The sequence below is a fragment of the Flagellimonas ulvae genome (assembly GCF_049333175.1).
Taxonomy (GTDB): Bacteria; Bacteroidota; Bacteroidia; order Flavobacteriales; family Flavobacteriaceae; genus Flagellimonas.
This window is the reverse complement of record NZ_CP186325.1, coordinates 2,009,074-2,021,686: the sequence shown is the minus strand read 5'-3', so window position 1 is coordinate 2,021,686 and position 12,613 is coordinate 2,009,074. Positions and strand designations below refer to the sequence as shown.

Sequence of the window (12,613 nt, the reverse complement as noted above, 5' to 3'; positions counted from 1 at the left end):
ACATAAATTATACCTACTTGTAAGAAGGCGCGAGACTTGTTTTTTGCGCCTTTTTTATTTCTTAAGATCGTGGAAAATTCTGTATCAGGTCTTCAAGAAAAGTCCTAAGTTGCTTCATTTGACCCTTGCCTTGTGATTTTCCAAACCTTCCAAGAACGTAGAGAGCAAACCATAACACGACCAAGAAAAACATCCCAACAATCCATAAGGTAATATCGTCGCCCAACGAATGTTTTGAGTAGGCAAAAATACCTAGAATTACAAATAAGGTGCCTATGCCAAAATGAAGGAACATAAAAAAGGTCCATAGGGTAGGGTTGGGTCCAAACACCCCATGAATGGTACTTTTATTGTCTTCAAAAGATGTGAGTTCTAAATGAAGTTGAGGTGTCCAAAAATTGGTATGCTCCTTTCTAAATCGAAGATAGATGTGTTCATCCAAACGTTTCAGTACAAAAGGAGGCTCAGAAGACCTGTCAAAATTCTTTTTTAACAGTTCCAAATCAGTGGCCAAGTCAATTTTAAATCGCGGGCGAAGTACTATGTCATTGGTTAGGTTGCTCATATTCCAAAGGCATGTAGAAAAAGGTACCATTTTTTCTTTATAAATAATGGTATTTTTGCCGAAAATAGAAACGCATGGGAGCCATTGTAGCTGTTGTAGGTAGACCAAATGTTGGAAAATCCACTTTTTTTAATCGATTGATTCAAAGAAGAGAGGCTATTGTTGATGCGGTAAGTGGCGTAACTCGTGATCGTCATTACGGGAAGAGTGACTGGAACGGCAAGGAATTTTCCATAATTGACACAGGCGGTTATGTAGTTGGAAGTGATGACGTTTTTGAAAAGGAAATTGACAAGCAGGTGGAATTGGCCATTGATGAAGCGGATGCCATCATTTTTATGGTAGATGTAGAATCTGGGGTCACCGGAATGGATGAGGAGGTTGCCCGACTTCTAAGAAAAGTAAATAAGCCAGTTTTCTTAGCGGTAAACAAAGTGGACAATGCCCAACGCTCTGCCGATGCTGTTGAATTCTATTCTTTGGGACTTGGTGAGTATTATCCGCTTTCAAGCATCAACGGAAGCGGTACTGGAGAACTATTGGATGCCTTGGTTGAGGTTTTACCGGAAAGTGAGGAAGAGGAAGATGAGCTTCCAAGGTTTGCCGTGGTGGGAAGACCTAACGCGGGAAAATCATCTTTTATTAATGCATTGATAGGCGAGGACCGTTACATTGTTACCGATATTGCTGGAACTACAAGGGATAGCATTGATACCAAATACAATCGCTTTGGATTTGAATTTAATTTGGTGGATACCGCTGGGATTCGAAGAAAAGCAAAAGTTAAGGAAGACCTGGAATTCTATTCCGTAATGCGTTCTGTAAGGGCCATTGAACACTGCGATGTATGTTTATTGGTTTTGGATGCTACCCGAGGTTTTGATGGTCAAGTTCAAAATATTTTCTGGCTGGCGCAACGTAACAATAAGGGCATTGTGGTTCTGGTCAATAAGTGGGATTTGATGGAAAAGGAAACCAACTCCGTCCGTGACTATCAAGAAAAAATCAAAAAGCAAATGGAGCCTTTTACGGATGTGCCCATTCTTTTCATATCGGTACTGACCAAGCAGCGTATTTATAAAGCCATAGAAACTGCGGTTGATGTCTATAAAAATCGTTCTAAGAAAATCCCTACTCGTAAGCTGAACGATGTTATGTTGCCCATTATTGAGCATACACCACCTCCGGGTTATAAGGGCAAATATGTAAAGATTAAATTCTGTACCCAACTGCCTACCCCTTATCCACAATTTGCTTTTTTCTGCAATTTGCCTCAATATGTTTGTGATCCATATAAACGTTTCTTGGAAAACAAGCTTAGGGAGAACTTTGATTTTTCAGGGGTGCCAATGACTATTTTTATGCGGAAAAAGTAAGTCTAGCTTCCGGAAGCAGGTTTAATGCTCACTTTTTGTTGAATTCGATTTCCAGAGTCATCCATAGCGGAGAGAAGATATTCTCCAGCTTGAACATTCAATATCAGCTCGTGGAAGTCTTCTGTAGAACCCACATAGGTTCTGTCCAAATACCAATGTACTCTAGTTTCTTCCTGTTGATGTGCCAATTTGAATATGACCTCAGTAGCATTATTCCCTAAATCTTTGGGGACTAAAATGGCTTCATTAGGTTTGGGGTAAATAAAGGCCATACGTTGGCTTTCTTCAGAATTGCATTCAATGGCATATGGTGGTAAAGCTTTGTAATTTGGGTTTGCCGAAGCATAATAATATTCCATCAACGGAGGCAAGACAAACCAAGTTTTACTTACCATTTCTTCCAAAGGATAACACTCGGAGTTTACACGGAATGTTCCAGCAACATTGAAAAAATGCTGTTGATGATAGGGGCATGATTTACTTTTCAAACCATTTTTTGGGAGTAATTGCTCTTCAGTATTTTCACAAAAGACCGAAGCAATGGAACCGCTTTTTTTGCAAATGGTAATGGCCTTTAGTTCATCAAAAGGTTCTTGAAACCAGCCACTATCAGGTAACAGGTCCAAAACATCAAATAGGATAGGTGCCGCAGCTTCAATACCTGTTAGCCCAGGTCTTCCTTCCCCATCCGCATTACCTGCCCATACGCCTATGGCGTATTTTGGAGTAACCCCTACGGCCCAGGCATCTTTAAATCCAAAACTAGTCCCCGTTTTCCAAGCTATAGGTTGTGATGAATCAAAAAACTGCCAATTTTCAGCTCCCTCTGGTCTATTTACTTCTCGTAAGGATTTGAACGTGTGATAAATGGCGCCTGCATCCAAAATGGGGGCTTCCCGTTGCAGATTTCCAAAAGAAGCCGAACGGTCCAACAAATAAGTAGGTTCAGAAAATTCCTCGGTTCGATACGTGCTTGAGTTCGATACAAAATGGTTGAGGGTTGAAGCTGCTGATGCATAGGTCTTGGTAATATCCCACAAAGAGCTTTCGGCACCGCCTAAAATGAGGGAAAGTCCATAATGTGATGAAGGTTTGTCCAAAGAGTGCAGATTCATCTTTTTCAACTTGTTATAAAATTTTTGAAGTCCATATGAACGTAACAGACGAACCGCAGGAACATTGAGCGAACGAGAAAGCGCTCTACTGGCGGATACGGCTCCTATATGCTTTTTATTGAAGTTTTTTGGATGGTAGCCGTTAATTACCGTTGGAACATCTTCCACTAAAGTATTGGGCAATAATTGACCCTCGTGCATGAGTGAGGCGAATAAAAAGGGTTTTAAAGTGCTTCCAGTGCTTCGGTTTTTTGAGATGATATCCACATAATTACCATGATCTTTGTTGGTGGGAGCATTGCCAACATAACAAAGCACCTGACGGGTTTCAACATCCAATATCAAAATGGATAGGTTATAGATTTCATTGCCTTTAAGTCGGTTATGATGATTTTCTGCCAAAACATTCACCTGCTGTTGTAAATGCATGTTTACAGAGGTTTGTATGTGTTGCCCTGGATGCTCTTGCTTTATTCGTTCCGTAAGATGAGGGGTGCTATTGGGAAGTTGTAGGGGTTTTTTAGGTAGAGGTTCCGCAATGGCAAGTTGATAAGTGGTTTGGTCCATATGATTTTTCTCCCATAACTTTTTCAGCAAGCGGTTTCTTTTCTGTAACAAACGGGATTCATTTCTACCTGGAAAAATTAACGAAGGTGCATTGGGTAAAACCGCTAGAGTTGCTGCTTGCCCCCAGCTCAGTTCATGGGAAGGAATACCAAAATAACGCCATGAGGCAGTTTCTAGCCCCACCACATTTCCGCCGTAGGGTGTATTTGAGGCATACAGCTTCAAAATTTCATCTTTGGAATGTCGGAACTCCAAACGCGTGGCCATTAAAAGCTCAACTGCTTTTTCAAAATAGGTTCGTCTTGTATTTTTTCGGCTTAGCCGAATGACTTGTTGGGTGATGGTGCTCCCACCTCTTCTGGTATCTTTAGTGAGGTTATGGACCAGGGCATTGAAGATGGAAACAGGATTAAATCCAGGATGGCTGTAGAAGTATTCATCTTCAAAAAGCAAAACGCTTTGTTTGAATCGATTTGGGATAGAATCCACTTGGGGAAAACGCCATTGACCGTCATCTGCAATTCGAGCTCCCAATAAAAACCCCTCGGAACTGGTCACAACAGTAGAGGTAGGTTCTTTAAACAGATTTTTGGGCAAACAGAACAGCCAAACAAAGAAAAGTATCAAAAAACCAAACAGTTTTATTCGGTTTTGAAGTACAAATTGTTGTATGTACCATGCCCTTTTCATTACCAAGATGACTTGATTCGCCTTGAAAAAGGGTTATTCTTACTAGTCTTGGTCCATGGGATAGTCTTCATAAAAGTGCTCAAAAGTTTTGTCCGTGTGGTAATCTTCTGTAAGCACCCGATACACTAAAAACACGACCAAACCTTGTCCAAAAATGGTTACATAAAACACCCAATTGAAAGGGAAATTCATACTTGCCATGATGACTAAGGTTACTAAAACCAAAGTGGTGAAGGCCACTAAACCCATTACTGAAATTTTCATACCGTTTTTTTGAAAAATTACAAAACTTCATGAACCTTCTAAAGAAATTATGAAAGATTAACGCCATTGTTTAACCTTGCTTGTTGATTTTATTGTACCACTGAAATCCACTTTCCTTTATTTCGCGCATAATACGTGTTGTCGTACATGGCCTCAACTTGTGACCCGGGCAAATAATAATCTCCCAAATAGGATGCATTTAGTTTTACCGAGAAAGTCTTTGACTTTTTTGAGCCCAAATCAAAATAGAAATGGGTACGGTCATCTCTAACATCTATGTAATCTGCCTTACTGGAATTTGTATTGGTTGTACCCGCATAGGAAGTATCTACAATTTCCCAACCACTTGGAACAATTTGTGTCAAAGCAATATTATCAATGTAATCATTACTCGAATTAAATACTGTGATTTTTGCTTCCAATTCGGTGCCTTGTCTTAACTGGGTTACATCAATGGAATTTCCAATAGCATCTAAATAGGCTATAGATAGTCTTAAATTCTGTTGTTCTGCCAGTTCTTGCCCAACAGGTAATTTTCCGCTTTGTACAAGAGTTACATAAAGTGTGTTACTTTGCATGTTCTTTACTTCAATATTTGCGCTTGCCGATGAAATTGTAAGCGCACGTTGGGCAATGGCCCTATCCGTTTTTACTTCAACTTCTTTTCCATTATACGTATAGGCTAGATGAACAGCTTTACCACCATTTTTCGAAACCATTTTAGCCATGGCCAATAGGGCGTAAGCAGTCTCTTGGGTGCTGTACCAACGTTGGGAAGATAAGTTTTTGGCCAGTGAAATTGCCAGTTCTCTTTGCTGGGAATCACCTATTATCGTCATGGTTTCCAATGCCATGGCTCGATTTCTGAACACCGAACCATAGGTTCTGTAATCGTAATTGTTAGATACAAAATTGATATTGGCCGTTTGAGCCAAGTCTTTGGCAACTTGGTTTTTGCCGGCCAAGGCATAGGTGGCGGCCAATCTCCACTTGGCTTCGTTGCTTAGGTTTCTGGTTTCGCGAAGACGGTTCATGGCAGCAAGTTCAGGTTGTTGTGCCAAGGCCAAAGTATACAAGCGATAGGCCTGGGTCAAATCATCATTATACGATGTTTGTTGATTGCTCCATTGTCTAGCCCTTTGCTTTTGATAACGCAACCAATTACTTAAGAAAGTTAGTGGCAGGCGATAACCTTTCTGTTTGGCTTCCAACATAAAATGACCGGCATACGAGGTGCCCCAGTCATCTGCGTCTCGATATCCTGGCCAATAACTCAAACCACCATTTGATGTTTGAAAATTACTTAGTCTTTTGATAGTAGCTTTTATGTTCTTTTCGATGTCTTTTTTGGTGTCAAAGGTGATATCCAAAACATCAGACAGGAACAACTGGGGAAAAGCAGAGGAAGTAGTTTGCTCAACACAACCATGAGGGTAGCGAACCAAATACTCCATGCGCTTGGAAAAATCCATTGGAGGTAAAGTTGAAAACTCTAAGGTGGCTGAATTGGTTCCTGAAGTCCCAAAAACTTCCAAAGGAATGGATTGTGTTTGTGTTCCATTAACGGTGTACAATTGGCTTCGGGTTGTGATAGGATTTGGATTTTCCACATCAATTTCAATTTCGTCTGTAGCTTTTTCACTAGCCCCCGTAGCATTTACCTTTATGGTTTGAAAAGATTTAGAGGGGTTTACCTTAAAATCAAAGGTTACAATCTGTTCTCCCACTGCATCAAAAGAGATAGTTTTAGAAGTTGGTCCCAATGGCTCAAGAGCCTTATCCGTTTCAATGGATACCTTCACGTTTTTTACCTTTTTTTCCATGGCAAATACGGTGACTGGAATAGTCACTTTCTCTCCAGGCGATAGTTTTCTAGGTAATGATGTAAGTACCATCAGTGGTTTGCGTACCGGAGTTGTCTGTTCGGTCTTTCCATAGGCACTGTTGGCGTCACCTGCAATAAGCATGGTACGAACCGAGCCTACGTAGTTTGGCATATTAATGGTGTGAGAGGCTTTTTCTCCAGGTTTGAGGGTAAAGGGTCCCAGATAATTCACGACTGGTTTAAAACGCTGCGCCTTTCTGTTCTTTGCACCTTCAGCAAAACCACCACCTCCAATAGCATAAATATTGTCCACACTTATGGAATATGCGCCCATAACATCATCGAAAATATCAAAGGTTTTTACGCCTAAGGCCTGTCTAGCATAAAAGGCACTATGAATATCCGGTGTTCGGAATCGCGTCAAATCCAAAAGACCTTCATCCACAATGGCCAATGAATAGGTCATTGCTTTGCGATTGCTTTCGGAAACTTTAACTTCAAACGATTTTTCTGGTTTTAATACCGATGGCATTTCCAACTTAGGCTTTAAATGGGTTGCAGGGTCCTCCACAGTTACGGGAACAACCCCATATAATCGAATAGGGAGGTCATTTTTGACTTGCCCATGTGGTTGCAACAAGGAAATGTGGATATATACATTCGGGGCCATTTCAGAAGAGATGGGAATTCGAGCCTGAGTTTCCTGGGCTGAGGTCTCTATCCATTGCTGGGACAATACCTCGGTCCCATTTTCAATACTCAATAGGGCGCGTCCACCTCGGTCAGATGGAAAAGTAACCACAGCTTCTTCGCCAAGAGTATAATTCTCTTTATCGGCAGAGAAGACTAGAATTTTGGAGCTTTCGGTATCTCCCGATGCTGGCCTTTTCCACCAATTCCTATAGAAATAAGCTGTTCGTCCTGTGGCGTGACCTGAGTCCTCATCAATCACGCGGATGAGGAATCGACCTCCTTCGTCATCTGGAATATTGATTTTAAAATTGCCCTTTCCGTCAGAGCCAGTTCTGATGGATTGTTCTTGGAACGGACGATGTACTGTAGCATTTTCGTATCGGGATAGATTATCATATCCCCGATTCCACCACCAGCGCCATTCAATCTTGAAAATCTGTACTTTAAGTCTTCTGTTTCCTACCGTTTTGCCTTCTGGATTTACACTAACCACATCGAAGGTTGTATTCTCGTCAGTTAAGTAAGAACCATAGCGTTTGGCTTTGGGCGAACGCAATCCCACAAAATGTGAGAACGGGGCCAATTTTTTGGAAAAAACATCTATGGAAAAATCCCCACCTCCTTCAAATACCTTGGTAGTAAAAGTAGCTTGAAGCATTCCAGGTGCTTTGCGGTTGGCTGTAATTTTCTTATTGATGTTCAGCTGTCCATTACCATCCAATTGGGAAGAGATGAACTGCTCTTCGGTATCGGAAAAGGTGCGAACAGGGTCTTGGAAATTATAGGTATTGAATTTTGGAAAAGCATTTGATGTGCTGCTGATTTTAGCGTTGATATCCACCTTAAGATTCCGGGCAGGGGCACCGTGCAACCATTGAACGGCGACCTTTCCATTACTTCGTTCATTGGCTTTCAATACCTCTTCTTCAAAAGAAAAGTTAACCTTTAGACGATTGGGTTTTATGGTGGCTATCTTTAAGCTTTTGTTGTATTCTGCTCCGCCCACTATAATCTTGGCATTCCAAGTTCCTGTTGGGGCTTCCGGTTTTGTTGGGATGGGGAAATAGTAGAAATCACCTTCGTTTTTAGCATAAAGACCGTCTGCAATGGGCAGTGAACCATTTTGAAGGGTATTTCGCTGTACTAATTTGCCACGGGCATCACTCACTTCCAAAGTAACAGGATGGTCATCTGGTATGGGATTGCCTTTATCATCCATTACAAAAGTCAAGTGGATAGTATCGCCTGGTCTGTGCACTCCTCGTTCGGTATAAACAAAACCTTGGAGTCCGTTTTGAATGCTTTCCCCTGAAACATCAAATTTGCTCATGGAAAGGGAATTACCATCAGCTAATTTGGCATAGGCATAGTTGTTGTCTTTTTGTGCCACGGCGAAGGCTACATTTTTGTCTCCGTCATAGATTCCAAATCCGGAAGCATCGGTAGAAATTTCCCCCAATAATTGTTGTTGGTAGTTATACAGTTTTATCGTCACGTTCGCTTCTGGGTTGGTGGTAAGTAAATCGGTGGCAGCAAAATGATACGATCTATTGCTTCCCTTTTTTACGATTAGACCTAAATCGCTTCCCAAAAGATTGGTGGTGGCAATTCTATTTTCATTGTAATATGCCGAATGGCAGGGATTGTCGCGTTCCTCCCAATTGTAATCGTAGTTTCTCCAGTAATAGATTTCGTTGTCCCAATAGCGTTCCTCCAGACTTTCAGTGCTTTGCGTTGATTGATTGTCTGCCAGCACATCTGGGTTTTCCTCTGAGGATAGGTTATCGCAGTCGTATGTGGTATGTTCTTTTTTGAAACTGAATTCAACCCTATATAAAGACCCAGGATTGATTTTTATGAGCTCAGAAATGTCGAGCGCATGGGCTTTCCAATAGCTTGTGTTTTCGCTGTTGTTTTCTGAAAGTGGTATTACCTTGTATGCCACTCGTCTTCCCACGGACCTTAAATCTGGGTTGTAACTGGATGTCAAATTATTGCCTTGAAGAAACTGGAGCATGTTATCCTCATAAACTTGAATAACCCGTACTTCCACTGCGGATAAGTTTACAGTTTCGAAATAGATAGGCGTTGAAGAGGCATTGGGCAGAATAGTGCCTTTGGATATAAGTCGCACATTAGGCTTCAACTGCTCAAAGGAAACCAATTCAGAAAATGTATTCTTTAAAGTAAAACCATATTCACTTTTTATACCTTCAAAAACATTGACCCTAACTTCTCCCAGTATCCGGTTGGTAGGGTATACTTTAAGTAGATTACCATCTATTTCGTATCTGAGGCTTTCAGCATTTTCAATGGTTACCAAACCGTTCAGGTTCTGATTTTGTTTTAAGGGTTCTGAAAAATTTAATGTTAGCGCAGCATTCGGGGCAGATGTTGTTTTGGCATCTACCACTACAAACTTATTAAGGCCGGGGACTGTAAAAGTTTCCCCACCAGAGTTATCTATTCCTAAGTCTTTTCCGTTCCAACGTATCTGCAATTCCGAATCTTCCGTTCTTCTGGAAATGCTATCAATTTTAAAACTGAAATACCTCGCATTTGTATCGGCTTTCTCCCATTTAACAGTAAGCTGTTTTTCTCCCTGTTTTACGCTGAGTACAGAATTTATTTTTGAGGCTTCGAGTAAATCAGAAGCACTTAAAGTACCTGAGAGATACTGCCACTCTTTGCTATAAGATTGTAAATTGCTCAGATTAATGCTGAAATTGGGGGTTATGGTCTTAAAACTAAAGGTGTAATTCTTGAATTCACTATCAATACCATCAAAAAGCTTGTTCAATGCAAGGCTTACCACATATTCCGTATTGGGTTTTAGATATTCTGAAGGCTGAAATGTTAGTTCTCTTCCGTTTTCAATGGAGAGTTGTCCTTCAATTTTAGGAGTGATTTTCAAGTATTCCTTAGGCAGTTCTTGTGTAAGTTCAAATTGGTCCAACTGTTTTGCCAATAGTATTGAAATTGGTGTAGAGATGCTCTGGAGACCATGGGTGTGGGAACTAACATAGTCTTTGAACTTAAATAGGTTGTCGGTTTCTGATGCAGGAGCTTTTTTCTTGCAAGAAAACGAAATGACTAAAATGGAGAAAAGGAAAATTCTAAGAAAGCGAGACATACCTACGGTTTTAATTAAAATGATGATTTAACCACGGACAAGATAGCTCAAAAAAGGATGTTGGGGCTCCCTGATTTCAGGGATGGTATATAAGCATTTACGGACTGCTCTTTTGATTGGATGAAACCTTATGAAATATTTAGGATTTTGTCATTCATATTATTAATACTTTCAGATATTTTCAACCAAAAAACGAGTAAATATGTTACGTACACTTCTGTTTGTATTTCTTTTGACAAGTGCCTTTTCAGTATGTCAGGCTCAAGAATCCGATTATCAATTAGTGGTCCAGACGGTAAATTATTACTTGGAGGGAGGAACCAATAATGATTATGAAACCTTAAAAAAGGCCTTTCATGAAACGGCAACCATGAAATACATCACAAAAGATGGCTACAAAGAAGTAAATGCTTTGGAATTCTTTTCCGGAATGGATGCTTCAAAACCCAAACAAGATAGAAAAACCCGTATAGCCAATATCACAATTTCTGGTCATGCAGCCAATGCGCGATTGGAAATAGAGTACCCCACCTTTACATTTATCGATTTTATGAATCTATTGAAGATTGATGGGCAGTGGAAAGTGGTCAACAAAATATTTTACCGCAAAGCGGATTAAAAAATAACCTGATCAATTTAGATTGATTGTATAGGTGAATGTTGCTAAATCTTGTTCAACACCATCTATTTGCAGCGTCTCCAATATTGGAATTCCACCACAACATCCTCCAGCTGGAGTGAGCGAAGTATCCATATCTATGTTGATTGAGAAATCATCACTAAGGTTAACTGCAAATTCAAAAGAATCTAGATTGACTGAAACCAAGGATAACACTAGTACTGTTTTTTGAGTGGCCGGTTCGAAAAATAGTGTAGTCCTTACTTCACTGGTTGTAACTCCTGTTAAAGAAACATCATCAAGAGTATAAGTGTGGTTTAGAAAAATATTTTCGCCATCCAAAAGAATTTCAAGCCCAATTGAAGGTGGTCCTGCACATAAAACAGCTGCACAATCAACTTCGTCTTCTAAACAAGATTGAGAAAACAATAAAAGTATTAAAAATAGGAATGAAACCTTTCTTTGTACCATGTATGAAGATTTTGAACAAGATGGCTCTTTTTTGAATAGTTGCTTCTCTACTAGCCTTTATTTCAAGTGGGTATAAACTTCTACCAGCCACCCGAGGCGCCTCCACCTCCAAAGCCGCCTCCACCGAAGCCTCCACCAAATCCTCCAGATCCAAAACCACCTCCACCGAATCCACCCCCAGAAGAGCGAGAGCTACGTCCCATATTACTTAATATAATCATGTCCCAAATGTCCAATCCAGAACCTCTTCCTCCTCGATTGTTGCCTCCTTTGTTATTTCTGTTCTTACGGGACAAAATAATAAGAATGATGAAGAATATGATAAATGGCAGAAGTGCTTTTAAAGGAATATCCGGTCCATCGGAAAAAGTGCGTTCTTCATCAAATTCACCGCTAAGTAATTGAAAAATGGCTTCACTGCCTTTGTCTAGGCCACTATAATAATCTCCTCTCTTAAACTCTGGGATTATAACGGATTCTATAATGCGCTTTGATAGAGCATCCGTAAGGGAACCCTCTACACCATAACCTGTGCTAATGGCAATACGGCGGTCATCCTTAGCTAACAGGATAAGAATCCCATTATCTTTCTGAGCTTGACCAATCCCCCATTTTTGCCCCCATTGTGCTCCTAAAAAATTGATGTCTTCGCCTTCTGTAGAACTAATAATAGCCACTACAATTTGTGTTGAGGTGCTATCTGAATAACGAATAAGTTTTTGCTCCAAAGTAGTTTTCTCCAAAGTCTTGAGGAGATTCACATAATCATAGACACTAGTCTGTTTTTTAGGCTTTTCTGGAATGGCGAATTGCCCCCAACTTATGGTGCTGACACATAGAAAAAGTATAAGAAAACTAACCCTTGGAAACCGCATCGCTCAATTCATTGGTATCTCCATGTTGCCATGGAAAATGTGCCTCTAATTCTTTTCCGGCGACAAGAATGCCTTCCACAATTCCTTTTTTAAAATGTCCATTCTTAAAGTGGGTGGAGATGATTTCTTTGGTGCTTTCCCAAAAACCTCTGGGAACCACTCTATCTATGCCGCTATCTCCGTAAATAACAAATTTTTTATCCTCCACCGCCACATATAGGAGCACTCCGTTTTCATCTTTGGTATTATCCATTTTCAAAAAATGGAAGACCTGCTGTGCCCTACTGAAGTGGTCTATTTTGGTACTACTCTCAATATGAACTCGTATTTCTCCCGAAGTATTTTTTTCGGCTTCAAGAATGGCATTGACTATTTCCTGCTCTTCCTCGGCAGAAAGAAACTGTTCAACTTCTGACATAT

Annotated in this window: 9 protein-coding genes; 2 read left to right on the top strand and 7 right to left on the bottom strand. The window is 40.4% G+C overall.

All coding sequences use genetic code 11. From position 1 onward, the window contains the following. Positions 1 to 61: 61 nt before the first annotated feature. On the bottom strand, positions 62 to 565 hold the full coding sequence (locus ACOKFD_RS09315; protein WP_422860962.1) for a GTP-binding protein: 504 nt from the start codon (positions 563 to 565) through the stop codon (positions 62 to 64). A 74-nt stretch (positions 566 to 639) separates the two neighbouring features. On the opposite strand from ACOKFD_RS09315, the gene der reads away from it, so the two are divergent. Further along, positions 640 to 1,941, top strand: a complete 1,302-nt coding sequence (gene der / locus ACOKFD_RS09310; RefSeq protein WP_422860961.1) for a ribosome biogenesis GTPase Der — start codon at positions 640 to 642, stop codon at positions 1,939 to 1,941. 2 nt (positions 1,942 to 1,943) lie between these two features. On the opposite strand, the gene pbpC is transcribed toward der, so the two are convergent. From pbpC to ACOKFD_RS09295, 3 genes are all read right to left on the bottom strand, one after another. Then, complete coding sequence (gene pbpC / locus ACOKFD_RS09305) at positions 1,944 to 4,313, bottom strand: penicillin-binding protein 1C (protein WP_422860960.1); 2,370 nt, start codon at positions 4,311 to 4,313, stop codon at positions 1,944 to 1,946. A gap of 42 nt (positions 4,314 to 4,355) precedes the next feature. Then, entirely contained in the window at positions 4,356 to 4,577 is a 222-nt protein-coding gene (locus ACOKFD_RS09300; RefSeq protein WP_298997426.1) for a hypothetical protein, read from the bottom strand. Positions 4,578 to 4,666: 89 nt separating this feature from the next. Continuing rightward, entirely contained in the window at positions 4,667 to 10,228 is a 5,562-nt protein-coding gene (locus tag ACOKFD_RS09295; RefSeq protein WP_422860959.1) for an alpha-2-macroglobulin family protein, read from the bottom strand. A 202-nt stretch (positions 10,229 to 10,430) separates the two neighbouring features. Here ACOKFD_RS09295 and ACOKFD_RS09290 point away from each other — a divergent pair, with 202 nt between their 5' ends. After that, on the top strand, positions 10,431 to 10,847 hold the full coding sequence (locus tag ACOKFD_RS09290) for a nuclear transport factor 2 family protein (protein WP_422860958.1): 417 nt from the start codon (positions 10,431 to 10,433) through the stop codon (positions 10,845 to 10,847). Between the two features lie 12 nt (positions 10,848 to 10,859). Here ACOKFD_RS09290 and ACOKFD_RS09285 read toward each other — a convergent pair whose 3' ends face one another. The 3 genes from ACOKFD_RS09285 to ACOKFD_RS09275 all read right to left on the bottom strand — a co-directional run bounded on the left by ACOKFD_RS09285 (position 10,860) and on the right by ACOKFD_RS09275 (position 12,611). Continuing rightward, the gene (locus ACOKFD_RS09285) at positions 10,860 to 11,318 is read right to left on the bottom strand and encodes a hypothetical protein (protein ID WP_422860957.1); all 459 of its coding nucleotides are present in this window, start codon (positions 11,316 to 11,318) and stop codon (positions 10,860 to 10,862) included. A gap of 80 nt (positions 11,319 to 11,398) precedes the next feature. Further along, positions 11,399 to 12,193 (bottom strand): TPM domain-containing protein, encoded by a 795-nt coding sequence (locus tag ACOKFD_RS09280; protein WP_422860956.1) that lies wholly within the window; start codon positions 12,191 to 12,193, stop codon positions 11,399 to 11,401. Then, entirely contained in the window at positions 12,174 to 12,611 is a 438-nt protein-coding gene (locus tag ACOKFD_RS09275; RefSeq protein WP_422860955.1) for a TPM domain-containing protein, read from the bottom strand. The genes ACOKFD_RS09280 and ACOKFD_RS09275 overlap by 20 nt, the downstream gene beginning before the upstream one ends. Positions 12,612 to 12,613 lie beyond the last annotated feature (2 nt).

Bases quoted from the DNA above. Each gene is read 5' to 3' on its own strand.
- ACOKFD_RS09315 (WP_422860962.1), bottom strand. From the start codon at position 565: ATGAGCAACCTAACCAATGACATAGTACTTCGCCCGCGATTTAAAATT.
- der (WP_422860961.1), top strand. From the start codon at position 640: ATGGGAGCCATTGTAGCTGTTGTAGGTAGACCAAATGTTGGAAAATCC.
- pbpC (WP_422860960.1), bottom strand. From the start codon at position 4,313: ATGAAAAGGGCATGGTACATACAACAATTTGTACTTCAAAACCGAATA.
- ACOKFD_RS09300 (WP_298997426.1), bottom strand. From the start codon at position 4,577: ATGAAAATTTCAGTAATGGGTTTAGTGGCCTTCACCACTTTGGTTTTA.
- ACOKFD_RS09295 (WP_422860959.1), bottom strand. From the start codon at position 10,228: ATGTCTCGCTTTCTTAGAATTTTCCTTTTCTCCATTTTAGTCATTTCG.
- ACOKFD_RS09290 (WP_422860958.1), top strand. From the start codon at position 10,431: ATGTTACGTACACTTCTGTTTGTATTTCTTTTGACAAGTGCCTTTTCA.
- ACOKFD_RS09285 (WP_422860957.1), bottom strand. From the start codon at position 11,318: ATGGTACAAAGAAAGGTTTCATTCCTATTTTTAATACTTTTATTGTTT.
- ACOKFD_RS09280 (WP_422860956.1), bottom strand. From the start codon at position 12,193: ATGCGGTTTCCAAGGGTTAGTTTTCTTATACTTTTTCTATGTGTCAGC.
- ACOKFD_RS09275 (WP_422860955.1), bottom strand. From the start codon at position 12,611: ATGTCAGAAGTTGAACAGTTTCTTTCTGCCGAGGAAGAGCAGGAAATA.